Genomic DNA, 24,730 nt, shown 5'->3' on the forward strand with positions numbered 1-24,730 from the left:
CAATGTTGCTGCTCATGGACAAGCGCCTGGCCTTGCGTTGTTGGCACCACGTTCGCGGCGCAGATGCCGCGAACCTCACACATAAGCGCCCGCAAGCGCAGTTTCACTCACGGACCATCCTGCCCATGACCTCGAACATTCCATCGCACAGCGCCGCCATGCCCATCGTGCAACGCCGCTTCCGCCTCTCCCGCCTGGTGTCGCTGGTTGCGCTGATCGCCCCGCTGGCGATGGCGCAGACCACCGTCAGGATCGACCTCACCAAGCCTGGCCTGCCGGTCAGCCCGACCCTGTACGGTTTGATGACCGAGGAGATCAACTTCTCCTACGACGGCGGCCTGTATGCGGAACTGGTGCGCAACCGCGCCTTCAAGAATCACGGCTACACGCCGGAACACTGGTCGCTGGTGCAGGACGCCGGCGGCAGCGCCGCGATGGCGCTCGACGAGCGTTACCCGGTCGCCGGCACTGCCCTGACGACCAGTCTGCGGATCGACGCCGAGAACGCTTCGCCGGGTCACCGTGTCGGTATCGCCAATGCGGGCTACTGGGGCATCCCTGTCACGCCGAACACCAGCTACCGCGCCAGCTTCTACGCCAAGACGTCCGGCGCCGCCGGCGTGCCGCTGACCATTAGCATTGAAGGCGTCGACGGCAAGACCGTCTACGCCCAGGCCGAAGGCGGCCGCATCGACGGCCAATGGAAGCGCTACAGCGTCACCCTCACCACCGGTGCGAACGTCAAGCCGACCGCCGAAGCGCGCCTGGTGCTTGCCACCGAAAGCCCGGGCAAGGTGTGGTTCAACCTGGTGTCGCTGTTCCCGCCGACCCACAAGGACCGGCCGAACGGCCTGCGACCCGACCTGATGCAAAAGATGATCGACATGAAGCCGGGCTTCCTGCGCTTCCCCGGCGGGAACTATGTCGAAGGCGGCAGCGTGACGAACCGCTTCAAGTGGAAGGAAACGCTGGGCCCGATCGACCAGCGCCCAGGCAATCCCGGCACCTGGGGCTACCGCTCCACCGACGGCATGGGGCTGCTCGAATTTCTGCTGTGGTGCGAGGACATGAAGGCCGAGCCGGTGCTGGCGGTGTTCGCCGGCTACGCGCTCAACGGCGAGTCCGTCCCAGTCGGCAAGGAACTGCAGCCCTTCGTCCAGGACGCGCTCGACGAAATCGAATATGTGACCGGCGACGTGAGCACGAAGTGGGGCGCCAAGCGCGCCAAGGACGGCCATCCGGCGCCGTTCAAGCTGCGCTATGTCGAGATCGGCAACGAGGATGGCTTCGAGAAGAACAAGACCTACGACGGCCGCTACACCCAGTTCCACGACGCCATCAAGAAGAAGTACCCGAAGATCAAGCTGATCTCCACGGTCAATGGCAAGGACTGGCTGGGCCAGCAACAGAAGTTGTCCAGCCGGGTGCCCGACCTGATCGACGAGCACTACTACTACAACCCGATGGAGATGATGAACGACGCCGCGCGCTATGACAGTTATGCGCGCAGCGGGCCGAAGGTCTTCATCGGCGAATGGGCGGGGCAGGAAGGCTCGCCGACCACCAACCTGCACGGCGCACTGGCCGATGCCGCCTTCATGGCCGGCATGGAGCGCAATGCCGACATCGTCGAGATGTCCTGCTACGCGCCGCTGTTTGTGAACGTGAACCCGGGCGGCATGCAGTGGCAGTACAACCTGATCGGCTACAACGCGCAGTCCAGCTACGGTTCGCCGTCGTACTACGCGCAAAAGATGTTCAGCAACTATCTGGGCAATGTTTCGCTGCCGGTGCACGCCGAGAAGGTCAGCACGCAAACCTGGCAGCAGCAGCCCAAGAAGGAGACGCCGCAGGACGTGCCGCCGGCCAGGCAGGTGCCGACGATGTTCTTCTCGGCGACCAAGTCGGACCAGCGCGGCGAGATCTACCTGAAAGTCGTCAACGCGATCGGCAACGCGCAGACGGTGCAGGTCGACCTGGCCGGCGCCGCCAAGGTGGCGGCCGAAGGCGAGGCCATCGTACTGAGCTCGGCGCACAAGGAAGACACCAACACCATCACCGAGCCGACCAAGGTGGTGCCGGTGACGAGCAAGGCGAGCGGGCTCGGCAAGCAGTTCAGCTACAGCTTCGCGCCGTATTCTGTGACGGTGCTGGTGCTGTCGACCAAATAGGCCGCCAGTACCGCGTGGACGCGCTGTGTCGGTTCCTTTGTTTACCTGGCCTTTCCGACACAGCCGCGGCGACCGCGCCAGGCCGCTCGGCCAGAGATGAGAGACTGGCCCATACCGAAATCGACATGGCTTGACGGAGAAATGTCATTGGTCGCGCATCACTGGCCTTCCTACCATCGGCTGTCACAAGACCCCAGATGGAGACAACCATGAGAATTCTGCGTCGCAGCCTGCTGGCCGCCGCTTTGCTGACCCCTGCGTTCAGCGCCCTCGCCGCCCCGCTCGTCATGGGCTTCTCCCAGGTGGGCGCCGAAAGCGAATGGCGCACCGCCAACTCCGCTTCCATCAAGGCCGCGGCCAAGGACGCCGGCATCACGCTGAAGTTTGCCGACGCCCAGCAGAAGCAGGAGAACCAGGTCAAGGCCATCCGCAGCTACATCGCCCAGAAGGTCGACGTCATCGCCTTCTCGCCGGTCGTCGAATCCGGCTGGGACACGGTGCTCAAGGAAGCCAAGACGGCCGGCATCCCCGTCATCCTGACCGACCGCGCCGTCAAGGTGGCCGATCCGTCGCTCTACGTCACCTTCATCGGTTCGGACTTCGTCGAAGAAGGCCGCAAGGCGGCCAAGTGGCTGCTCGAGCGCGCTGCCAAGACGCCTGGTGCTTCGCTGAACATCGTCGAGCTGCAGGGCACCGTGGGCTCGGCGCCCGCGATCGACCGCAAGAAGGGCTTCGAGGAGGTCATCAAGACCAACTCCAAGCTGCAGATCATCCGCTCGCAGTCGGGTGAGTTCACGCGCGCCAAGGGCAAGGAAGTGATGGAGTCCTTCCTGAAGCAGCGCGACAAGAAGATCGACGTGCTGTACGCGCACAACGACGACATGGCCATCGGTGCGATCCAGGCGATCGAGGAAGCCGGCCTGAAGCCTGGCGTCGACATCGTCATCATCTCCATCGACGGCGTGCGTGGCGCCTTCGAGGCGATGAAGGCCGGCAAGCTCAACGTCACCGTCGAATGCAACCCGCTGCTGGGCCCCCAGCTGATGCAGCTGGCCAAGGATGTGGTCGCCAAGAAGCCGGTCGAGAAGCGCATCACCGTGACCGAGGGCGTGTTCCCGGCGGAAGTGGCGGCCAAGGAATTGCCGAACCGGAAGTACTGAGTGAGAACCGAGGACAGGACCAGCGTCCTGTCCGACGCCTCACGAAGGACTCGGCGCTTGCAAGCGCCGAGGCTTGAGAACGCGAAACCATGACTCTCCATAGAACCGCCGAGCCCGTGCTGGAGCTCTCCGGCATCCACAAAGGCTTCCCCAGCGTCAAGGCGCTCAGCGACGTCAGCCTGCGCCTGTTCCCCGGGGAAGTTCATGCGCTGATGGGCCAGAACGGCGCCGGCAAGTCCACCCTCATCAAGGTGCTGACCGGCCTGTACACGCCCGAAGCCGGCACCATCAAACTCGGCGGCGAGACCATCGCCCCGCGCCGCACCGAAGAAGCCCAAGCCCTCGGCATCCAGACCGTCTACCAGGAGGTCAACCTCTGCACCAACCTCAGCGTCGCAGAAAACATCTGCGCCGGGCGCTTCCCGCGCCGCTGGGGTCGCATCGACTGGTCTGCGGTGAACGCCGAAGCCAAACGAGTGCTCGCCCAGATGGACCTCGACATCGACGTGACCACGCCGCTGTCGCGCTACTCGCTGTCCGTCCAGCAAATGGTGGCCATCGCCCGCGCGCTGCGCGTGCAGGCCCGCGTGCTCATCCTCGACGAGCCCACCTCCAGCCTCGACGACGCGGCCGTGCAGCGCCTCTTCACCGTGCTGCGCCGCCTGCGCGAGCAGGGCCTGGCCATCCTCTTCGTCACCCACTTCCTCGACCAGACCTATGCGCTGGCCGACCGCATCACGGTCATGCGCAATGGCGAGACCGAGGGCGAGTACCTGGCGAGCGACCTCAGCCGTCTGGCCCTCGTCAACAAGATGGTGGGCGCGCCGCCCGACCAGCAACCCACCCGCCTGGACAGCCGCGCCCCGAACACCGGCGCCGCGGTGTTGAAGGCGCAAGGGTTGACCCGGCGCGGCGCGCTGCACCCGCTCGACCTGGAGCTCAAGCGCGGCGAGGTGCTGGGCCTGGCCGGCCTGCTGGGCTCCGGCCGCACCGAGGCCGCGCGCCTGCTGTTCGGCGCCGACGCCGCCGATGCGGGTCATGTGGAAACCGAAGGCCGTACGGGCCGCTGGCACTCGCCGCGCGAGGCCATCGCTGCCGGCATCGCCTTCTGCTCCGAGGACCGCAAGCACGAAGGCGCCATCCTCGACCTCTCGGTGCGCGAGAACATCCTGCTCGCGCTGCAGGCCCGGCACGGCCTGGGCCTCGTCATGAGCCGTGAAGCGCAGCAGGCCCTGGCCGACGACTACATCAAGCGCCTGGGCATCAAGACGCCGAGCGCCGACACGCCCATCGGGCAACTCAGCGGCGGCAACCAGCAGAAGGCCCTGCTGGCGCGCTGGCTGGCCACGAATCCGGCCGTGCTCATCCTCGACGAGCCCACCCGAGGCATCGACGTGCGCGCCAAGGAAGACCTGATGGATGCCGTGCGCGCCCTGGCCCACAAGGAAGACGGCAGTGGCATGTCCATCCTCTTCATCTCGTCTGAGTTGCCCGAGGTCCTGCATTGCAGCGACCGCGTCCTCGTGATGCGCGACCGCCGCGCCGCCGGCGAATACCGCCGCGGCGAGCTGGACGAACGCAGCGTGCTTGAAGTCATCGCCGCGGAGCCTGTCTCGGCTGCGGCCTGAGCGTGTCCAACATGAATCACCCCACCGTCCCCGCGCTGCGCGCCGCCCTGGCCACCCTGACCCTGCTCTGCCTGGCGGCACTCACACCGGCCGCGCTCGCGCAGTCGCCGACCGGTCTTGACGCCCAGGGCCAGGCACAGCGCCAGCCACTGACGCCCGACGCACGCGGCTTTGCATGGACGCCGCTGGCCGCAGGCGCCCAGGTGCAGCTCGGCGCGCTGACCCGCAACATCTTGTTCTACGGGCCAGGCCTCGTCCGCGTGACGGCTCACCTGGGCCAGAGCCATGCCACCCAGCCCAGCCTGGTGGTCGTGGCCGCGCCGCAGGCCGTGCCGCTGGACGTGAAGGAGTCTGCCGACGCGTTGGTGCTGACCAGCGCGGCCGTGCGTGTGGAGATCGACAAGCGCAGCGGAGCCCTCGCCTTCTACCGGCCTGATGGCAGCCTGTTCACCCGCGAGCAGGCGCCCGCCGCGCTCAAGGCCATCGAGATATCCGGCGCGCCGACCTACGCGATGACCCAGGCCTTCAGCCTCACGGCCGACGAGTCGCTCTACGGCCTGGGCCAGTACAACGAGTCCTACATGGACTACCGCGGCCGTGACGTGCTGATGGTGCAGACCAACATCGGCACCGTCCTGCCCTTCATGATCTCGACGCGGCGTTGGGGCGTGCTGTGGGACGTCTATTCCAAGATGCGCTTCACCGACGACGCGCAGGGCGCCCGCTTCTGGGCCGAGAGCGCGCCGGCCGGCGCCGACTACTACCTCGTCGCCGGCACGACGATGGACGACCTGATGGCGGGCTACCGCCAGCTCACCGGCGCGGCGCCCATGTTCCCGAAGAGCGCCCTGGGCCTGTTCATGAGCAAGGAGCGCTACAAGACGCAGCAGCAGTTGCTCGACGTCGCGAAGCGCTTCCGTGCCGACCACTTCCCGCTCGACACCATCGTGCAGGACTGGCAGTACTGGGGCGGTGACAAGGACGGCACCTGGAGCGGCATGACCTGGAACGCCGAGCGCTTCCCCGACCCGCGCGGCATGGTCGACACGCTGCACCGCGAACTGAACACCAAGCTGATGGTGTCCATCTGGCCCTCGATCGGTGACGACACGGCACTTGCCAAGGAGCTCGACGCCAAGGGCCTGCGCTTCGCGCCCAAGCACTGGATCTCGGGCAAGGCGCAGGTCTACGACGCCTTCAGCGCCGAAGGCCGCGCCATCTATTTCAAGCACACCAAGAAGGGCCTGTTCGACATCGGCGTGGACGCGCTGTGGATGGACGGCACCGAGGTCGAGGTGGGCGGCGCCGCGCATGACCCCGGCGAGGTCGAGGCCGACATCAAGCGCCTCGGCCGCAATGCCATGGGCGACTTCACGCGCTACCTCAACGTCTACAGCCTGGTCACGACGCGCGGCGTCTATGAAGGCCAGCGCGCCAGCAGCAACAAGCGCGCGATGACGCTGACCCGCTCCGCCTGGGCCGGCCAGCAGCGCTACGCCGCGCTCCCCTGGTCGGGCGACACGACGTCCAGCTGGGCCACGCTGCGCGCGCAGATCGCCGGCGGCCTGAACGTCGGCATGGCCGGCACGCCTTACTGGTCGCAAGACACCGGCGGCTTCTTCGTGCCCTACCCGGGCGGCGAGCGCAGCCCGGCCTGGCGCGAGCTGTACGCACGCTGGAACCAGTTCGGCATCTTCAACCCCATCTACCGCATCCACGGCACGGACGTCGAGCGCGAGCCCTATCTGTACAAGACGCTGGACCCGGCCGTCTACCGTTCGCTGTTGAGCGCCGCCCAGCTGCGCTACCGGCTGCTGCCCTATCTCTACGGCCTGGCCTGGCGCGCCCACGACGAGGGCTACGTGATGATGCGCGGGCTGGCGATGGACTTCCCCGACGAGACCGCGCTGCGCAAGGTGGATGACACCTATATGTTCGGCCCCGCCTTCCTCGTGCAGCCCGTCACCCGGTCCACGCTCTATGCCGAGGTGCCGCCGGCTGCCACCATTCCCGCCAGCGCGCTGCGTACGCCTTCCGGCGAGCCGGGGCTGGCGCTGGAGTACTTCGCCGGCATGAATTTCGAGAAGCCGGCCAGCCGCACCGTAGACGGCCCGGTCGCCCACGACTGGCCGCCCGCGCCGCTCGGCAGCGTGCCGCCCGGCCTGCAGAGCCTGAACCAGTTCTCGGCGCGCTGGCAGGGCACGCTCGTCGTGCCCGAATCGGGTGAGTACGAGATCGGCGTCGAGGGCGACGACGGCTTCCGCCTGTGGCTGGACGACAAGCTCCTGGTCGACGACTGGAAGAACGGCGCCGCGCGCTTCGAGGGCAAGCGCGTCATGCTGAAYGCCGGCCAGGCCGTCAAGCTGCGTATCGAGTTCTACCAGGACGGCGGCGGGCGCAAGCTGCGCCTGGCCTGGCGCACGCCCGGCCAGCTGCTGGCGCTGGCCGACGAGCAACGCCACATCGACAAGCGCCAGGCCACGTTGCTGCCGGCGGGCGCCGCGTGGTTCGACTTCTGGAGCGGCCGCCGCCACGCCGGCGGCGAGACCGTGTCCCGCGAGTACCCGCTGGACCAGTTCCCGCTGTTCGTGCGCGCCGGCAGCATCGTGCCGATGGGCCCGGTCATCGAGCATGTCGGTCAGCGGCCCGATGCGCCCTATGAGATCCGCATCTATCCCGGCGCCGACGCGCAGTTCACTCTCTACGAGGACGACGGCGAGACCTACCGCTACGAGACCGGCGAACGTGCGACCGTCACGCTGCGCTGGGACGACGCCCGGCGCACCTTGCAAGTCGGCGCCCGCGAGGGCCGCTTCCCCGGCCTCGTCCAGCAGCGCCGCTTCAACGTGACACTGGTCGATACCAGCGGCCCCAGCACGAAACCGCAGTCCGTCCTCTACCGTGGCGAAGCGACGGCGCTGCAATTCACGACCCCATGAGTTCTCCCACGCTTGCCATGTCTTCTCCGCCCGCGCGCGCCGCCCTCTGGCGCCATCCCCTGCTCCGGCCGGTTGCCGCGCTCGCGCTGCTGCTGGCCGTCGCGGCCCTCTTCGTGCCGGGCTTCCTGCACCTGGAGATCAAGGACGGGCACCTCTACGGCAGCCTGATCGACATCCTGCATCGCGCCGCTCCCCTGATGCTCGCGGCTTTGGGCATGACCCTGGTGATCGCCACGCGCGGCATCGACGTGTCGGTCGGTGCCGTCGTCGCGATCGCCGGCACGGTGGCCTGTGTGCTGGTCGGCTCGCACGGCCTGGCCGTCGCCTTCGCCGCGGCGCTGGGCACTGCGCTGCTGTGCGGGCTGTGGAACGGGCTGCTCGTGTCGGCCCTGGGCCTGCAGCCGATCATCGCCACGCTGATCCTGATGGTCGCCGGCCGGGGCCTGGCACAGCTGCTGACCGACGGCCAGATCATCACCGTCTACGAGCCCGCGAGCTTCTTCTGGCTGGGCGGCGGCTATCTGCTCGGCCTGCCGGTGTCGCTGTTCGTCGTCGCGACGGTGGGCGGCCTCACGGCGCTGCTGATGAAGCGCACGGCCCTGGGCCTGTTCATCCAGACCGTCGGCATCAACCCCGTCGCCGCGCGTCTGGCCGGCGTGCGCACCGCGGCCATCGTCTTCTTCGTCTACGTCTATTGCAGCCTCGGCGCGGGTCTGGCTGGGTTGATGATCTCGTCCAACATCAAGAGCGCCGACGCCAACAACGCCGGCCTGCTGCTGGAGCTGGACGCCATCCTCGCCGTCACGCTGGGCGGCGGGCAGCTCAGCGGCGGCAAATTCAGCCTCGCCGGCAGCCTGATCGGTGCGCTGATCATCCAGACGCTGACGTCCACCATCTACGCGATGGGCGTGCCGCCGCAGGTCACCATGGTCGTCAAGGCCGTCGTCGTGTTCGCCGTCTGCATCTCGCAGTCGTCCGCCTGGTCGACCTGGAAGAAAGCATGAAAGCCTTGCGCGCGGCCATGGCCGCCCCTTCGTTCACCACCTGGGTCAGCGTCGTGCTGATGGCCCTGCTCTTCATTGCCGGCGCCGCCAACTACACAGGCTTCGCGTCCTCGCAGGTCGTGCTCAACCTGCTCATCGACAACGCCTTCCTGCTCGTCATCGCGGTCGGCATGAGCTTCGTCATCCTGTCCGGCGGCATCGACCTGTCGGTCGGCTCGGTGCTGGCACTGACCACCATGGTGGCTGCCTGGCTGCTGCAGGTGGCGCACTTGCCGGCGGAGCTGGTCATCGTCGTCGTTCTGGTGGGCGGCGCGGCCTTCGGCGCGTTGCAAGGCGTGGTCATCCACGTCTTCAGGCTGCAGCCCTTCATCGTCACGCTGGCCGGCATGTTCCTGGCGCGCGGCCTGTGCTTCCTGATCAGCGTGGACAGCATCACCATCGATGCGCCGCTGTTCGTGACGCTGTCGCAGACGCAGATATCGCTCTTTGGTGGCGCCTTCCTGTCTCCCGGTGCCGTGATCGCCCTGGCGATGCTGGGCCTGGGCCTGTGGGTGGCGCACTGCACCGCCTTCGGCCGCACCGTCTACGCTTTGGGCGGCAGCGAGGCCTCGGCGCTGATGATGGGCCTGCCCGTCGGCCGCACCAAGGTCGCCGTCTACGCGCTGAGCGGCTTCTGCGCCTCGCTGGCCGGCCTGCTGTTCGCGTTCTACATGCTGAGCGGCTACGGCCAGCATGCCCAGGGCGTGGAGCTGGACGCGATCGCAGCCGTCGTCATCGGCGGCACCGTGCTGACGGGCGGGTATGGCTATGTAGCCGGCGCGTTGTCAGGCGTGCTGGTGCTCGGCCTGATCCAGACGCTGATCGCATTCGACGGCACGCTCAGCTCCTGGTGGACCAAGATCGTCATCGGCGCCCTGCTCTTCGTCTTCTGCGCCGTGCAGCGCCTGTTGTCCCTGAAGAAGGTCGTTGCCTGATGGTCAAGAGGCGGTCTCTCGCATCGCCCGGCTGCAAACCATGAAGGTCCCGCCGCGCCGCGCGCTGCTGTTTTGGCTGGCGTCGGGGCTGACATTCAGCGGCGCGGTGATGGCCGACCCCGCATCGCTGGGCGAGCGCGGCCGGCTGATCTTCAGCGATGACTTCAAGCAGGCGCTGGACCCGGCCACCTGGGTCGCGGAGATCGAGGCAAAGCCCGGCTCGACGGTTCGCACCGAGAACGGCCACCTCGTCCTCGACACAGCCGGCGGCGTGACCGTCTGGCTGAACCGGCGCCTGAGCGGCAACCTCCTCATCGAATACCGCCGCCGCATCGTCCTGCAGGGCGGCGCCAACGACAGGCTCAGCGACCTCAACCAGTTCTGGATGGCGACCGGTGCCGGTGGCGGCTCCCCGCTGGGCCGCAATGGCGCGTTCGAGTCCTATGACGCCTTGAGCCTGTACTACTTCGGCATCGGCGGCAACGGCAACACCAGCACACGGCTGCGCAAGTACGGCGACGGCCAGCGCGTGTTGTTGCAGGAGCGGCTGGACGCCGAACACCTGCTCAAACCCAACCACGACTACCTCGTCCAGACCCTCGTCAAGGACGGTCGCTCAACTGTCTACGTCGACGGCCAGCTGCTCTTCGAGCACCGCGACGAGAGCCCGCTGCGCGAGGGCTGGTTCGGCCTGCGCAGCACCTGGTCGCGCCAGCAGGTCGGTGCGCTGCGCATCTACGCGCTGGACTGAGTTAGCCTGCGCAGCGATGCGCTACCTGATCTTCGATTTCAGCGACGGCGACGACGGCATCGCCACGCTGGAGGCCATGGCCTCGACGCGAGCCGAGGAGCACAGCCGCGTGCTGGCCGAGGCTCAGCAGGTGCTGGACTGGGCGCACAGCCGCTTCCCTGGTCGCCACGGTCCGGTCGAGGACGGCCAGGCCTGGGACCACGAGCTGCTCGTGCAGCAGGAGGAGGGCGGTTGGCTGACCGTCACGCTGACGCTGAGCGCGTCGGCGGAATTTCTCGAGGCATTCCTGGCGGTCTACGGCGAGGCCGAGGACTGAACGCCTTCAACCTTGCAGGCCGCGCCCGCGCTTTGCATGCGCGGACTGTCAGACAGGCGTCGCCGAGCCCGCGGGGGCTCAGCTCGGTCCAGCCTAACCCTTGAGCGTCTGCTCCAGCACGTGCAGCTGCTGGTTCAGCTCGGTGTTCTTCTGGCGCTCGGCGCCGATCTTGCGCACCGCGTGCAGCACGGTCGTGTGGTCCCGCCCGCCGAAGAGTTCGCCGATCTCGGGCAGGCTCTTCTGCGTCATCTCCTTGGCCAGGTACATCGCAATCTGGCGCGGCCGGGCGATGCTGGCCGGGCGCTTCTTGGAGTACATGTCGGCGATCTTGATCTTGTAGAAGTCGGCCACCGTCTTCTGGATGTTCTCGACACCGATCTGGCGGTTCTGGATGGACAGCAGATCCTTCAGCGCCTCGCGGGCCAAGGTGATGCTGATCTCCTTGTGCGAGAACTTGGCATAGGCCAGCACCTTGCGCAGCGCGCCTTCGAGCTCGCGCACATTGGCGCGCACGTTCTTGGCGACGAAGAAGGCGACGTCCTCGGGCATGGGCGTGCCCTCGGCCTCGGCCTTCTTGATCAGGATGGCGACGCGCATCTCCAGCTCGGGCGGCTCGATGGCCACCGTCAGGCCGGCGTCGAAGCGACTGGTGAGGCGCTCGTCGATGTCCACCAGCCCCTTGGGGTAGGTGTCCGACGTCATGATGATGTGCGCCTTCTTGGCCAGCAGCGCCTCGAAGGCGTTGAAGAACTCCTCCTGCGTGCGGTCCTTGCCGGCGAAGAACTGCACGTCATCGATCAGCAGCAGGTCCAGCGAGTGGTACTTGGCCTTGAGCTCGTCGAAAGTCTTGCGCTGGTAGTTCTTGACGACGTCGGAGATGAACTGCTCGGCGTGCAGATAGAGCACGCGGGCGTCCGGGCGGTCCTTCAGCAGCGCGTTGCCCACGGCGTGGATCAGGTGGGTCTTGCCCAGGCCGACGCCGCCGTAGATGAACAGGGGGTTGTAGGTCACGCCCGGCGCGCCGGCGACGTGAAGTGCGGCCGTGCGCGCCATCTGGTTGGCGCGGCCGGGCACCAGCGTGTCGAAGGTCAGCTGCGGATTGATGCGGTGCTTGGCCGAGGCGGGCGCCTGCGAGGGCAGCATGATGTTGTTGGCCGGGGGCGCGCTGACGGGCCGCAGCGCGGCGCTCGGTTCGGCCGGAAACGCCGACGGCTGCTGAGGTGCCTGAGCGGCGCCCGACATCGAGCTGGGCACGGTGATGGGCACGCTCGACGCATCGCGCGCAACCAGGGACAGCTCCAGCCGCGTCGGGCGGCCGGCCAATTCGGTCAGGATGGCTTCGATGCGGGCCGCGTACTGACGACGGATCCAGTCGCGCTTGAAGTGGTTGGGCACCTTCAGCGTCGCCACGAGCGCGCTGTCGGCGGCTTCGCCAGACACCGTGGCGGGTGGCAGCGGGCGAATCCAGGTGTTGAACTGCTGTTCAGGCAGCTCGGTGGCCAGGCGCTCGCAGCCCCGCCGCCAAAGCTCTGACGCCCAATCCGGCGAATTCATGCCCTCTAAGCCCGTCATCACGCCCGTCTTCAAAGCCTGCACCCCATCCACCGTATGTTCTTCTTCGCTCATTGTGGAAAACTTCTTTTCGAGCGGCTGGATTGTACGGACCCGAGGCCACCGAAGGACGGGTTATCCACAGAATTTGGCAGGGGGTCAATCCCTGGCAAACCCGGCTTGAGACTGGCGACTTATTGACCGGGTCGGCGGCTTCTGCTGTAATGCCGGGTTTTCGCGCATTGCCGGCCGGTTGCGACTGGTTCGCCATGCGCTTTTCTTGCCGGATACGAACCGGCCATTCTTGCCGGGTGTCAAAACCGGCCTTCTTGCCGGGTGCCAACCGCTGTGCCCGGCCTGCACAAACCCTCCAAAGAGGTTTTTCCCATGAAGCGTACCTACCAAGCCTCCAAGACCCGCCGCGCCCGTACCCACGGTTTCCTGGTGCGCATGAAGACCCGCGGTGGCCGTGCCGTCATCGCCGCACGCCGCGCCAAGGGCCGCAAGCGCCTGGCCGTCTAAGCCGCGCGACGACGCCACCCGTGCGTCGTCAGCCTGTCGGGCACCCGATGATCGGCAAGCTGCAGCGCCCGGTGGATTTTGAGCGTGTGCTCGGCAGACAAAGCCGGGCCCGCAGCGCGCATTTCGCGCTGCACCATCTCTCGGCCAACCCGGCGCCCAGCGCTTGGCGTGCCGCCAAGTTGCGCACAGCCTCAGCCGAGTTATCAACAGGCGAATCACAGCCTGTTCACAACCCTGTGGAACAGAACCCGCCCACTGCGCCTGAAGGCTGCTGGGTGGGCATCGTCGTTCCCAAGCGGCATGCCAAGCGCTCCGTGACACGCCAGCTCTTGAAGCGCCAGATCCGCGCCGCATTTGCTGCAGCGACCGGCATGCCGCCGGGTTTGTGGGTTGTCCGCTTGCGCGCTCCGTTTGACCGCCAGAAGTTCCCCAGCGCCGCTTCCGACGCGCTGCGCCAAGCTGCCCGAGCCGAGCTGGCTCAGCTTCTGGATAAAGCCATGGCGTCCAAGCCGGGCACGAAGACGTGAAGCCGAGCTGGCCCGCCCGCGCTTTGATGGCCATCGTGCGCGGCTACCGCCTCATGCTCAGCCCCTGGCTGGGCAACGCCTGCCGCTTCGAGCCGACCTGCTCCCGCTACTCGCTGGGCGCACTTGAGAAACACGGTGCGCTGGCCGGCAGCTATCTGACCGTCCACCGCATCCTGCGCTGCCAGCCCTGGTGTAACGGCGGGCACGACCCCGTGCCTGACAATCCGCCGCGGCTGTTTTCCCGCCTCCTCTCTCTCCCCGTGGCGCGCGCCTCCTGCGCGTCCTCTTCCTCGTCCGAGTCTCCTCATGACTGATATTCGCCGCACCGTGCTGTGGGTGGTGTTCACGATGTCTCTCGTCCTGCTCTGGGACGGTTGGCAAAAGCACAACGGGCATCCCTCGATGTTCAGCCCGACGCCCAAGACCGTGTCGACGGCACCGGCCGGACCTGCGTCGTCTGGCGTACCGGCAGCGACCGCTGCTGGCGGCACGGCTGCTGCCCAGGCGCCCACGACCGCCGCACCGGTGGCCGTGCCGTCCGAACGAATCACCATCCGCACCGACGTGCTGACGGTCACGGTGGACACCCTGGGCGGCGACATCGTCCGCGCCGAGCTGCCCAAATACCTGACGTCGCCGGACCCGACCGTCACCGACCAGCTGCTGCAGATGGTGCATCTGCAGAAAAAGCCCGAGTTCACGCCCCAGCCGGTCGTGCTCTTCAATGAGGGCCAGCACTACCGGGCCCAGACCGGCCTGGTCAGCGCCCAGGGCCCGCTGCCTGCCCACACCACGCCGATGACGGCGGTGGCCGGCGAGCGCGAGCTCAAAGAGGGCCAGAACGAGGTCAAGCTGCGCCTGGAATCGGCCGAGGTCGGTGGCGTCAAGCTCATCAAGACCTTCACGTTCAAGCGCGGTGTCTACACGGTGGGCGTCACGCATGAAGTCGTCAACCACGGTGCCGCGCCCGTCACGCCGCAGGTCTATCTGCAGTTGGTGCGTGACGGCAGTACCGTCACCGGCGGCGCGGCTTTCACGCCCAGCTTCACGGGCCCGGCGGTCTACAACAGCAACACCAAGTTCAAGACGCTGAAGTTCGAGGACATCGACAAGGGCAAGGTCGACATCGAGAAGCAGGCCAACGACGGCTGGGTTTCGATGGTGCAGCATTACTTCGCCAGCGCCTGGCTCGTCAATGAAGCCGGCAATCGCGAGTTCTTCGTGCGCAAACTACCTGGGCAGGCCGGCGTGCGCGGCGACGCCTACGCCACCGGCATGGTTTTCACGCTGCCCACGCTCGCACCCGACACCAGCGCGACCCAGCAGGCCACTCTCTTCGCCGGCCCGCAGGAGGAAAACAACCTCTCAGCACTGGCGCCGGGCCTGGAGCGCGTCAAGGACTACGGCATGCTGACCATCCTGGCCGAGCCGTTGTTCTGGCTGCTGGACAAGCTGCATGGCTTCATCGGCAACTGGGGCTGGACCATCGTTGCCCTGGTGCTGCTGCTCAAGATCGCGCTGTACAGCCTGAACGCCAGCGCCTACAAGTCCATGGCCCGCATGAAGGCCGTGGCGCCCCGCATCAACGAGATGAAGGAGCGCCTGAAGGACAAGCCGCAGGAAATGCAGCAGGAGATGATGAAGATCTACCGCGAGGAGAAGATCAACCCCATCGGCGGCTGCCTGCCCATCTTCCTGCAGATGCCCATCTTCATGGCCCTGTACTGGGTGCTGCTGTCCACCGTCGAGATGCGCCAGGCGCCGTGGACGCTGTGGATCACCGACCTGTCCGTGCGCGACCCCTACTTCATCCTGCCGCTGCTGATGATGGCGTCCAGCCTGTTCCAGGTCTGGCTCAACCCGCCGGCCGCCGATCCCATGCAGCAGAAGATGATGTGGATCATGCCCGTGGCCTTCGGCGTCATGTTCTTCGTCTTCCCGTCCGGCCTGGTGCTGTACTGGCTGACGAACAACATCCTGTCCATCGCCCAGCAGTGGCTGATCAACAAGCGATTGGGCGTGAACTGAATCACGTGAATCTGCACAGCCCCCGCACCCGGGGGCTTCTTTCTGCCCGGGGTTAGCAGTTCAATGGCTTCGCGGGGCAGAGAACACCGGCCCGGACGGGACTCACGAGAGCGCCCGAACCGAGCCTCCCCCGCGCCAACCTCTGATGCAGCCGCTCCTTCGAGCGGCTGTTTCTTTTTGCGCCGCGACAATTGCATTCATGCTCGCTCGTCACGCAGACACCATTGCTGCCATCGCCACCGCTCCCGGGCGCGGCGCCGTGGGCATCGTCCGCGTGTCGTCACCACAAGGCCTCGCGCCGCTCATTGAAGCCGTCTGCGGCCGCGCGCTGAAACCTCGCGAGGCGACCTACCTGCCGTTCCGCGATGAAGCCGGCGCGGCCATCGACCAGGGCCTGGCCCTGCACTTCCCGGCGCCGCATTCCTATACAGGCGAGCATGTGCTGGAACTGCAGGCCCATGGCGGCGCAGTCGTCATGCAGCTGCTGCTCGCTCGGGTCATAGCGGCCGGCGCAAACGTGCGCCTGGCCGAACCAGGCGAGTTCACCCAGCGCGCCTTCCTGAACGGCAAGCTCGACCTCGCCCAGGCCGAGGCAGTGGCCGATCTCATCGATGCGAGCACGGAGGCTGCGGCGCGCAGCGCGAGCCGGGCGCTGGGCGGCGCGCTGTCGCACGAGGTCGGTGTGCTGCGCGACCAGCTCATCCAGCTGCGCATGCTGGTCGAGGCGACGCTGGACTTTCCCGAGGAGGAGATTGACTTCCTTGAGAAGGCGGACGCCTTCGGCCGTCTGGATCGGCTGGCTGCGCAACTGAGGGAAGTGCAAGCTCGAACTCGCCAGGGCGCGCTGCTGCGCGACGGCCTCAAGGTCGTGCTCGCGGGCCAGCCCAACGTGGGAAAAAGCTCGCTGCTGAATGCACTCGCCGGCGCCGAGCTCGCCATCGTCACGCCCATTCCTGGCACGACACGCGACAAGGTCAGCCAGACCATCCAGATCGAAGGCGTGCCCCTGCACATCACCGACACCGCCGGCCTGCGCGATGCGACGGCCGACGAGGTCGAGCGCATCGGCGTGGCGCGATCCTGGGACGCGATCGCGGACGCCGACGTCGTGCTCTTCCTGCACGACCTGGGCCGCGTCGGCCAGGCGACCTACGAGGCCGAGGACGAGCGCATCCGCGCGCGGCTGCTCGGTGTGGACGCAAGCCGCATCGTGCAGGTGTTCAACAAGGCCGACCTGGCTGGCGCGCCCGAAGGCGAGATTGCGCTGAGCCTGAAGACGGGCGAAGGCCTCGAAGCGCTGCGCCAGCGCCTGCTGCAGACGGCCGGTTGGCAAGCGGTGCCCGAAGGATTGTTCATCGCTCGCGAGCGCCACGTGCAGGCCTTGGCGCGCACGGCCGTGCACCTGGCTTTGGCGCGCGAAGTTGCCGCTCAGCGCGATGCCGCGCTGGATCTGCTCGCCGAGGAGCTGCGTCTGGCCCACGATGCGCTGGGTGAAATCACCGGCGTGTTCTCGGCCGATGAGTTGCTCGGCGTCATCTTCAGCAGCTTTTGCATCGGCAAGTAGGGATTTCTGGAGTCGGCGCCACAACGGCACAAGAACGAATCCCTAACCGCACCATCCTCCTCCAAGTTGAGGAGGAACGTCGTGCATGAGGCCGCAGCTCGGCCGACAAGCATTGACTGTCCCTTGCTACAACCGGTGTACTGCGCCCATCTCAAAAGAGGGAGTCTCCATGTTGAACTTCACCGGCAAAACGGTCTGGGCATCTTTGCTTTTGCTCGCCATTGCGGCGCCCACGAGCGCAGCGGACTATGCGCTTTCAGCGGACGGGAATGCGGTCGTCCGCGTGGTGCCTCAGACGTCCATCGGGAGCGCAGGATTCAACACCTCGCTCGTCACCTCTGCCTATCCGGGTTGGACAGTGAATACCGCCGGTGGAGTGGCCGGCAGCAGCATCACCCCAGGGACCTATTCGGCAGGATGGAATCAGGGCAGTGGGGGTGCACAGTTCACCGCAACTTACAGTCAAACCAGCGCCGTTGCCGCGGGGCACCAACTGCACTGGCTGCAGTTCATCGACACCAACCAGCCTCTCGGTGGCGCGTCTACGCCCTACATTGACCCACGTCCGAACGACGATAACCTGCCCTTCTACTGGACCACCAGCGAAGTGGCCGGAAAGTCAACCAGCAAGTCGGTTGCGTTCAGCGACTATTCGAAGCGTGGCGCCAACGCGCTCAACGCCGTCAATCCGGTGACCTGGAACGCCAGCCTCTATGCGGTGGAATATGACGGCGCCACGGGCATCACCGTGCGCGGCGGCGTGACTTGGGGCTGGACCATGAAACCCGCGACGGTTGGCTCGTCCAGCGCAACGTTCACCAGTCCGACACCCGGCTGCCCACCGGCCACCTGTTCCGGGCTGGGCACGCCCGCCGTGAACTGGGGCATCGGCGAACCGGGTTCGCTGAGCTTCACCGCCGCAGCCTTTTCCCCTGTGGTGGGTGACTTGTTCAAACTCGGGACCTTGACCTATCACAACGGTGCAACGCAGGTTGGAAGTGCGCTCGACGCGATCGGCCTCGATATAGCGATGAACTTTGCGAATGTCTCCGAAGCCAACTTCACTTACCACTCGCAGCTGGCCATCACCAATACGACCAACACCAACGACCCCATCGCGAGCGCCGACTTCGTCCGGTTCACGTCCGGCGGATTCACCAACACCTTCAACGTGCTCGAAGGCGGAACTGCGTCTGTCGACCTGATGGCACGGCTGACGCCGGTCCTGCAGGTCACGCCAAGCAGCACGGGCACCGGCGCCGACAAAGACCCGATTGGCGCGCCGGACCCGGCCATCCAAGGCTTCCAAGTCGAACTCGTTAGTTTTGCCAACGCGACGGCGGGTGGTTTCATCTCGTCGGTCCCTGAGCCCGCGACGCTTGCGCTTTGGCTCGTCGGCCTCTGTGCAATCGGGGCCGCTCGGCGCCGTTCCTAGAGCCGTGCGCGCGCTGGTGGTGCTCTTGCTGGCGTCGATCTCCGGCCCCGTGGGTGCTTCGGGCACGCCGGAGAACTGCATATGTTTCGAGCATGTGGGCATCCAGGACAAACCCATGCCAGACTTCTGCTTGAGCTCGCGCGACTGCACGGCCTGCGCCAAGACCGAGACCGAGACGCTGGTGCTGCCCACACCTGAATGGGCATCGGTCCAGGCCAGCCTCAGGCCGGCGGCACCGCCTGGCTTTGGGCAAAGGCTGGGCGACTACATCGCGCGCGCGCCGGATGGCTCCGCGGCAGGCGCCATTGACGGCGAGGCCATGCGTGGCCTCGTCCGGTCTCTCATAGCCTCGGCTGAGCGCCGAAACGCCGTGCCGGCGCCGCTGTTGCTGCGCCTGCAAGCCCGCCTGCAAGACGCACCCCACTGACTTGCGGGACTCAGGCATCGCCCGGAGTCTGACGAAGGTCTAAAAGCTGGGCTTCAGGATCTAAGCGAGTCATCCGATCGCGATCCTTATGCGTTCTTGACTCGAGGGAACCAAGCTTGATACCGGCTTGGTACCCCGCTACCCAGAGTGGCACAGTCCCGATGCACGAGGAGCTCGCATGCGACCCCTTCAACACGTCAGCGTCACAACCGAAGCCGCGCAGCACCGGCCTAAACCACAGGCCAAGCCCGTCGCACTTGTTCCGCCGCGCGACGAGATGTGGCGCTCGCGTCGCGTGCTGTCGGGGTCCGACTGGATGGACGCCTGGGTGCAGAAACCCGGCAAGCGGTGATCAGGCGTCGTTGAACAGCGGGTCGGGCAGGTAGAGGCCGGGCTCAATGGTCATGCCGAACAGGCTGCCCGACAGCGGGCGGGCCATCAGGTCGGCGGTGCTGAGGCCTTCGCGGGCCGTCGTGACGAGGATCTGGTCACCGGCCGGGCCGCCAAACGCGGGGCAGGTGACATTGCTGACCGGCACCGAATAGCGCCCCAGCAGCCGGCCGTCGGGCGCGTAGCGGGCCACCGCCGCGTTGCCCCACTCGGCATTCCACAAACAACCCTTGGCATCGATGACGGAACCGTCCGGCCAGCAGTTGTCGTCGAATTCCTTCCTCGCGAACAGGCGCGGCTCGCTGACCTGGGCGCTGTCCGCGTCGTAGTCGCAGACCATCATGCGAGGGGTGGTCGTGTCGCAGTAGTGCATGCGCTTGCCGTTGGGGCTGAAGCAGATGCTGTTGGAGATGCTCACGCCGTCCAGCGCCAGCCGGCGCAGGCCGTGGGCCAGCGAGTACTGGTAGAAGCTGCCGATGCGCTGGCGCGGGTTGGCTTCGTCCAGCGTGCCGAAGACGAAGTTGCCACTGCGGTCGCAACGGCCGTCATTGGCACGCGTGGTGGGCAGGTGGGCTTCCAGTGGCGTGAGGGTCTCGGGCTCGGCAGCGATGCTGCCGGTGGCCTGCAGGTCGGGTAGCGTCAGGCGCGCGAGGCGCTTGGCCATGGCCAGGATGATGGCGCCGGAGCGGCCATGCACGAAGCTGCCCACGCGCTCGGGCAGGCGCACCTGCAGCGTGGCGCTGTCGCCCGGGGTCCAGGCGTAGATGCAGGCGCCTTCGATATCGGTCCACCACCAGCGGCCACTCGCGGCATGCCATTGGATGCCTTCGCCAAGGTTGTTGGCCAGGGCAAGGGCGAGGGCGAAAGGGTGTTCAGCTTGCATCGGGTGAGGCTTCCAGGCTTGCGCGAGCCTGCTTGCGGGCGATGGCCGCCGCGTGGCGGCGGCGCTCGTCGGGAGTGAAGGGGCGCAGCGGCGCCACGGCCACCGGCTTGTTGTCGTCGCCCACGGCCACCATCGTGAAGTAGCAGCTGTTGACGTGGCGCGTCTCCTGCGTGCGGATGTTCTCGGCCACGACCTTGATGCCGACTTCCATCGACGAGGTGCCGGTCATGTTGACGCTGGCCAGGAAGGTGACCAGCTCACCGACGTGGATAGCCTGGCGGAATATCACCCGGTCCACCGACAGCGTCACGACATAGCGGCCGGCATAGCGGCTGGCGCAGGCATAGGCGACCTGGTCGAGCAGCTTGAGGATGTTGCCGCCATGGACATTGCCGGCGAAGTTGGCGGTGTCCGGCGTCATCAGCACCGTCATCGTCAATTGGTGGGCGGGCAGGTCCATGGCGTTCTCTTCGCGGTCAGGAGAAGCGATGGATTGTGGTGCTGCGCCACACCTCGCCGGGCCTCAGCACGGTGGTGGGCCAGTCGCTGCTGGCTTCGTGGTGCGGTGAGTCGGGGTTGTGCTGGGTCTCCAGGCACACGCCGTCGCCCTGGCGGTAGATGCGTCCGCAGGGACCGCACAGGCTGCCGTCGAGGAAATTGCCCGAATAGAACTGGATCGCCGGCTCGCTGGTCAGCATGTCCATGCGGCGGCCGGAGTGGGGGTCTTCAAGCGTGGCGGCGGGGCGCAGGCCGTCGGCGTCCAGATCGCCGTCGAGCAACCAGTTGTGGTCGTAGCCCTTGGCGCGCAGCAGCTGCGGGTATGCCTGGCGGATGCGGGCGACGATGGCGGTGGGCGCGCGGAAGTCGAAGGGCGTGCCCTCGACCGCGGCGTGGCGCTGCGGGATCAGGTGCTCATTGACCTCGCTGTAACGCGAGGCGGGAATGCACAGGCGGTGGCGCAGCGCGCTGCCCTCGCCGGCCAGGTTGAAGTAGTTGTGATGCGTCAGGTTGACGACGGTGGCGCGGTCGGTCGTGGCTTCGTAGTCGATGCGCCAGCTGTTGTCCGTCGCGCTCAGCGAATAGCGCACGCTGACCTTGAGCTCGCCGGGGAAGCCCTGATCGCCGTGCGGGCTGGTGAGGGTGAACAGCAGTGCCTCGGCCTCGCCGGCGCGGGGCTCGACAGGCTCGGCAGCCCACAGCCGGTGGCCGAAGCCCTCGGTGCCGCCGTGCAGGCAGTTGGGGCCGTTGTTGCGGGACAGCGTGTGGGTTTCGCCGTCCAGCTCGAAGCTGGCGCCGGCGATGCGATTGCCGTAGCGGCCGACGATGGCGCCGAAGAAGGGGTTGCGAAGGGCGTAGTCTGTGAGGTTGTCGAAGCCGAGCACGATGTTGTCGATGCGGCCCTCCCGATCCGGCACCCACAGGCCGTTGACGATGCCGCCCAGCGTGATGGCCGTCAGCGCCAGGCCCAGTCCGTTGGTCAGCGTGTATTCATGCACCGGCCGGCCGTCGGCCAGCACGCCGTAGTCGCGGCGCTGCATCACGCCCACCCGCCGTCGACGATGAAGTCCTGCGCCGTGCACATGGCGCTGTCGTCGGCCGCCAGGAACAGCGCCATGCTGGCGATGTGCTGGGGCATCAGCGGCGCGTCGATGCACTGGCCCTTGGCGATCTCGACCTTGGTCTCTTCGGTGACCCAGAGCTTCAATTGCTTCTCGGTCATGACCCAGCCCGGCACCAGCGTGTTGACGCGGATCTTGTGCGGGCCAAGGTCGCGTGCCAGGCAGCGCGTCAGGCCCTGCGCCGCCGCCTTGCTCGCCGTGTACGCCGGCATGCCGCCCTGCTTGAGCATCCAGCTGATGGAGCCGAAGTTGATGATGGAACCAAAGCCCGCCGCCTTCATGTCTGGCAGCACGGCTTGCGCAGTAAAGAACTGGTGCTTGATGTTGACGGCCACGCTGGCGTCCCAGAACTCGGGCGTCGTCTCTTCGACGGCGTGGCGCTTGTCGTTGGCGGCGTTGTTGAGCAGCACCGTGAACGGGCCGCTGCGCTCGCGCAACCCGGCGATGGCCCCGCGCAGGGAATCGACGTTGGACAGGTCCGCCGCCATGAACTGAGGCGCGTGGCGCGAACCAGCCAGGCGGGCCGCGAGCGCGTTGCCCTCGTCGGCGGCCAGGTCGATGAAGGCCACCTTGGCGCCCTGTTCGGCAAACGTCTCCACCAGCGTTTCACCGATGCCGGTGGCCCCGCCGGTGATCAGGACGCCGCGGTCCTGGAGGCTGGGGTAGCGGGCGTAAGAACTCATCAGACTGTCTCCTGCGATAGGCGGCCCAGCTGCTTTGGCCGGGCGGTAGATGGATTATTAGTCATACTATTTTGTTTGCAAAGCCGGCGAATTTCGGGTTAACCCCGATAATCAAGGGTAAATAGTCATACTTTAATGAGAGGCATGCCGGCGATGACAGCCAGCCTTGCGCCGCCAGCCGGCGCTTGAACCAACTTCAGAGACAAGGGCCCGCACCATGAGCGCCTCCACCAGTCGTCCTTATCGCGGCGTCTTCCCCGTCGTACCGACCATCTTCCACGCCGACGGCACGCTGGACGTTCCCGGCCAGCTGCGCTGCGTCGACTTCATGATCGACGCCGGCTCCACGGGCCTGTGCATCCTCGCCAACTTCTCCGAACAGTTCGTGCTGTCGGATGCCGAGCGCGAAACGCTGACGCGGGCCATCCTGGCGCACGTGGCCGGCCGCGTGCCGGTCATCGTCACGACGACGCATTACTCCACGCAGATCTGCATCGAGCGCAGCCGCCTCGCACAGGACCTCGGCGCGGCCATGGTCATGGTCATGCCGCCCTACCACGGCGCCACCTTCCGCGTGTCCGAAGGCCAGATCGAGAGCTTCTACCAGCGCCTGTCTGACGCGATCGGCATTCCCATCATGATCCAGGACGCCCCGGTGGCGGGCACGCCGCTGTCGGTGCCTTTCCTGGCGCGCATGGCGCAGAGCATCGCCAACGTGAAGTACTTCAAGCTGGAGATGCCGCAGGCCGCCAGCAAGATGCGCGAGCTGATCCGCGTCGGCGGCGCGGCCATCGAAGGCCCGTGGGATGGCGAGGAAGCCATCACGCTGCTGGCCGACCTGGACGCCGGCGCTACTGGCGCGATGACGGGCGGCGGCTTCCCCGACGGCATCCGCAAGATCTTCGACGCCTTCCACGCCGGCGACCGCGAGGAAGCCGTGGCCCAGTACGGCCGCTGGCTGCCGCTGATCAACTACGAGAACCGTCAGGGCGGCATCCTGACCGCCAAGGCGCTGATGAAGGAAGGCGGCGTCATCAAGAGCGATGCGCCGCGCCACCCCTTCCCCGAGATGAGCCCCGAAGTGCGCGCCGGCCTTCTCGACGCCGCCAAGCGACTCGACCCCCTCGTGCTTCGCTGGGGCAAGTAGCCCAACCCGACCGGCTGCGCCGCACGATGGTCGGCGTCCCGCGCCGCCGAGCTTCGGCGTACGGAGATGCATGTGATGCGATTGCTCCTGATCCTGTGTTCCGCGTGGCTCCTTGCCGGCGATGCGTGGGCATGGGAGCCGCAGGGCGACACGGGCGCGCATGACCCGACGCTGCTGATCCAGGGCGACCGCTGGTTCGTCTTCACGACCGGCCGTGGCCTGCAGCGGCTGGCGTCTGATGATGCCGGCACGACCTGGCGCCGCCTGGCGCCCATGTTCGGCGAGCCACCCGCCTGGTGGGCCGACGCGGTGCCCGAGCACAAGGGCCCGGACGTGTGGGCGCCCAAGCTCTTCCAGCATCGCGGCCGCACCTGGGTTCTGTATTCCATCTCCACCTTCGGCAAGAACCGATCGGCCATCGGCCTTGCCAGCAGCGACAAGCCCGACGGCGACTGGCGCGATGAGGGCCTGGTCGTGCAGAGCCGCGCCGAGGACGGCTTCAACGCCATCGACCCCGACCTCTTCGTCGACACCGACGGGCGGCTGTGGCTGAGCTACGGCTCCTTCTGGGGCGGCATCCGCCTGACCGAACTGGGTGCCGACACGCTGCGACCCGTCGGCGAGACGCGCTTCATCGCCCGCCGCAAGGGCGGCATCGAAGCGCCGACGATGGTTCGCCACGGCGACTGGGTCTATCTGTTCGCCTCCTACGACCTGTGCTGCCGCGGCGCGCAGAGCACCTACAACATCCGCGTCGGCCGCGCTCGCGGCGTGACAGGCCCGTACCTCGATCGCGATGGCAAGGACCTGATGGATGCGGGCGGCACGGCGCTGCTATCGGGCGGCGCGCGCTGGAAGGGCCCCGGCCACCAGGACATCGTCGGCGACTGGCTGGTCCATCACGCCTACGACACCGAGCGCGGCGGCAAGCCGCATCTGCGCATCAAGCGCCTGAGCTGGTCCGACGATGGCTGGCCCGTGATCCCCCAAGAAGAATGAACCGGAGACACC

General features: G+C 66.9%; 23 protein-coding genes. 18 read left to right on the top strand and 5 right to left on the bottom strand.

The window, feature by feature from the left end:
- The first annotated feature begins 125 nt into the window (after positions 1 to 125).
- The 8 genes from ACXJKJ_RS01570 (at position 126) to ACXJKJ_RS01605 (ending at position 10,943) form a co-directional block, all read left to right on the top strand.
- Positions 126 to 2,171 (top strand): alpha-L-arabinofuranosidase C-terminal domain-containing protein, encoded by a 2,046-nt coding sequence (locus ACXJKJ_RS01570; protein ID WP_457320037.1) that lies wholly within the window; start codon positions 126 to 128, stop codon positions 2,169 to 2,171.
- 209 nt (positions 2,172 to 2,380) lie between these two features.
- Positions 2,381 to 3,331: an ABC transporter substrate-binding protein gene (locus ACXJKJ_RS01575; protein WP_457388749.1), complete on the top strand. Its 951-nt coding sequence runs from the start codon at positions 2,381 to 2,383 to the stop codon at positions 3,329 to 3,331.
- A gap of 89 nt (positions 3,332 to 3,420) precedes the next feature.
- On the top strand, positions 3,421 to 4,959 hold the full coding sequence (locus tag ACXJKJ_RS01580) for a sugar ABC transporter ATP-binding protein (protein WP_457388751.1): 1,539 nt from the start codon (positions 3,421 to 3,423) through the stop codon (positions 4,957 to 4,959).
- 11 nt (positions 4,960 to 4,970) lie between these two features.
- Positions 4,971 to 7,898, top strand: a complete 2,928-nt coding sequence (locus ACXJKJ_RS01585) for a glycoside hydrolase family 31 protein (protein ID WP_082532407.1) — start codon at positions 4,971 to 4,973, stop codon at positions 7,896 to 7,898.
- A gap of 17 nt (positions 7,899 to 7,915) precedes the next feature.
- Entirely contained in the window at positions 7,916 to 8,902 is a 987-nt protein-coding gene (locus ACXJKJ_RS01590) for an ABC transporter permease (protein WP_235531769.1), read from the top strand.
- Positions 8,899 to 9,876, top strand: coding sequence for a galactofuranose ABC transporter, permease protein YjfF (gene yjfF / locus ACXJKJ_RS01595; protein ID WP_457320029.1), 978 nt, complete (start codon positions 8,899 to 8,901; stop codon positions 9,874 to 9,876). Before ACXJKJ_RS01590 ends, yjfF begins: the two co-directional genes overlap by 4 nt.
- A gap of 40 nt (positions 9,877 to 9,916) precedes the next feature.
- Positions 9,917 to 10,627: a DUF6250 domain-containing protein gene (locus ACXJKJ_RS01600; protein WP_457388753.1), complete on the top strand. Its 711-nt coding sequence runs from the start codon at positions 9,917 to 9,919 to the stop codon at positions 10,625 to 10,627.
- Positions 10,628 to 10,643: 16 nt separating this feature from the next.
- Positions 10,644 to 10,943 (top strand): hypothetical protein, encoded by a 300-nt coding sequence (locus ACXJKJ_RS01605; RefSeq protein ID WP_457353474.1) that lies wholly within the window; start codon positions 10,644 to 10,646, stop codon positions 10,941 to 10,943.
- 93 nt (positions 10,944 to 11,036) lie between these two features.
- On the opposite strand, the gene dnaA is transcribed toward ACXJKJ_RS01605, so the two are convergent.
- Positions 11,037 to 12,497: a chromosomal replication initiator protein DnaA gene (dnaA, locus tag ACXJKJ_RS01610; RefSeq protein WP_457389015.1), complete on the bottom strand. Its 1,461-nt coding sequence runs from the start codon at positions 12,495 to 12,497 to the stop codon at positions 11,037 to 11,039.
- 384 nt (positions 12,498 to 12,881) lie between these two features.
- On the opposite strand from dnaA, the gene rpmH reads away from it, so the two are divergent.
- The 8 genes from rpmH (at position 12,882) to ACXJKJ_RS01650 (ending at position 19,349) form a co-directional block, all read left to right on the top strand.
- The gene (gene rpmH, locus ACXJKJ_RS01615; RefSeq protein ID WP_054021782.1) at positions 12,882 to 13,016 is read left to right on the top strand and encodes a 50S ribosomal protein L34; all 135 of its coding nucleotides are present in this window, start codon (positions 12,882 to 12,884) and stop codon (positions 13,014 to 13,016) included.
- Between the two features lie 47 nt (positions 13,017 to 13,063).
- Entirely contained in the window at positions 13,064 to 13,543 is a 480-nt protein-coding gene (locus tag ACXJKJ_RS01620) for a ribonuclease P protein component (protein WP_457388754.1), read from the top strand.
- A gap of 26 nt (positions 13,544 to 13,569) precedes the next feature.
- On the top strand, positions 13,570 to 13,857 hold the full coding sequence (gene yidD / locus ACXJKJ_RS01625) for a membrane protein insertion efficiency factor YidD (RefSeq protein ID WP_457388756.1): 288 nt from the start codon (positions 13,570 to 13,572) through the stop codon (positions 13,855 to 13,857).
- Positions 13,850 to 15,571, top strand: coding sequence for a membrane protein insertase YidC (gene yidC, locus ACXJKJ_RS01630; RefSeq protein WP_457388757.1), 1,722 nt, complete (start codon positions 13,850 to 13,852; stop codon positions 15,569 to 15,571). Before yidD ends, yidC begins: the two co-directional genes overlap by 8 nt.
- Before the next feature lie 199 nt (positions 15,572 to 15,770).
- Positions 15,771 to 17,135: a tRNA uridine-5-carboxymethylaminomethyl(34) synthesis GTPase MnmE gene (gene mnmE, locus ACXJKJ_RS01635; RefSeq protein WP_457388759.1), complete on the top strand. Its 1,365-nt coding sequence runs from the start codon at positions 15,771 to 15,773 to the stop codon at positions 17,133 to 17,135.
- A gap of 169 nt (positions 17,136 to 17,304) precedes the next feature.
- Positions 17,305 to 18,570, top strand: coding sequence for a choice-of-anchor K domain-containing protein (locus tag ACXJKJ_RS01640; RefSeq protein WP_162247719.1), 1,266 nt, complete (start codon positions 17,305 to 17,307; stop codon positions 18,568 to 18,570).
- Between the two features lie 4 nt (positions 18,571 to 18,574).
- The gene (locus tag ACXJKJ_RS01645; RefSeq protein ID WP_056191253.1) at positions 18,575 to 18,997 is read left to right on the top strand and encodes a hypothetical protein; all 423 of its coding nucleotides are present in this window, start codon (positions 18,575 to 18,577) and stop codon (positions 18,995 to 18,997) included.
- A 178-nt stretch (positions 18,998 to 19,175) separates the two neighbouring features.
- A complete protein-coding gene (locus ACXJKJ_RS01650; RefSeq protein WP_157280995.1) occupies positions 19,176 to 19,349 on the top strand; it encodes a hypothetical protein in 174 nt (57 codons plus the stop codon).
- Here the strand turns inward: ACXJKJ_RS01650 and ACXJKJ_RS01655 are convergent, their stop codons facing one another.
- From ACXJKJ_RS01655 to ACXJKJ_RS01670, 4 genes are read right to left on the bottom strand one after another with little or no spacing between them, the layout of a single operon-like run.
- Positions 19,350 to 20,270 carry an SMP-30/gluconolactonase/LRE family protein gene (locus tag ACXJKJ_RS01655; RefSeq protein ID WP_457388761.1) on the bottom strand — a complete coding sequence of 307 codons (921 nt, stop codon included), beginning with the start codon at positions 20,268 to 20,270 and terminating at the stop codon, positions 19,350 to 19,352.
- A complete protein-coding gene (locus ACXJKJ_RS01660) occupies positions 20,260 to 20,730 on the bottom strand; it encodes an acyl-CoA thioesterase (RefSeq protein ID WP_457353482.1) in 471 nt (156 codons plus the stop codon). Before ACXJKJ_RS01660 ends, ACXJKJ_RS01655 begins: the two co-directional genes overlap by 11 nt.
- Before the next feature lie 16 nt (positions 20,731 to 20,746).
- Positions 20,747 to 21,808: an aldose epimerase family protein gene (locus tag ACXJKJ_RS01665; protein ID WP_457388763.1), complete on the bottom strand. Its 1,062-nt coding sequence runs from the start codon at positions 21,806 to 21,808 to the stop codon at positions 20,747 to 20,749.
- Complete coding sequence (locus tag ACXJKJ_RS01670) at positions 21,808 to 22,572, bottom strand: SDR family NAD(P)-dependent oxidoreductase (protein WP_457326003.1); 765 nt, start codon at positions 22,570 to 22,572, stop codon at positions 21,808 to 21,810. Before ACXJKJ_RS01670 ends, ACXJKJ_RS01665 begins: the two co-directional genes overlap by 1 nt.
- A gap of 217 nt (positions 22,573 to 22,789) precedes the next feature.
- On the opposite strand from ACXJKJ_RS01670, the gene ACXJKJ_RS01675 reads away from it, so the two are divergent.
- Positions 22,790 to 23,719: a dihydrodipicolinate synthase family protein gene (locus ACXJKJ_RS01675; protein WP_457388764.1), complete on the top strand. Its 930-nt coding sequence runs from the start codon at positions 22,790 to 22,792 to the stop codon at positions 23,717 to 23,719.
- A 75-nt stretch (positions 23,720 to 23,794) separates the two neighbouring features.
- Complete coding sequence (locus ACXJKJ_RS01680; protein ID WP_457388766.1) at positions 23,795 to 24,718, top strand: arabinan endo-1,5-alpha-L-arabinosidase; 924 nt, start codon at positions 23,795 to 23,797, stop codon at positions 24,716 to 24,718.
- The last annotated feature ends 12 nt before the right edge of the window (positions 24,719 to 24,730 follow it).

Source organism: Roseateles sp. P5_E1, assembly GCF_054049335.1.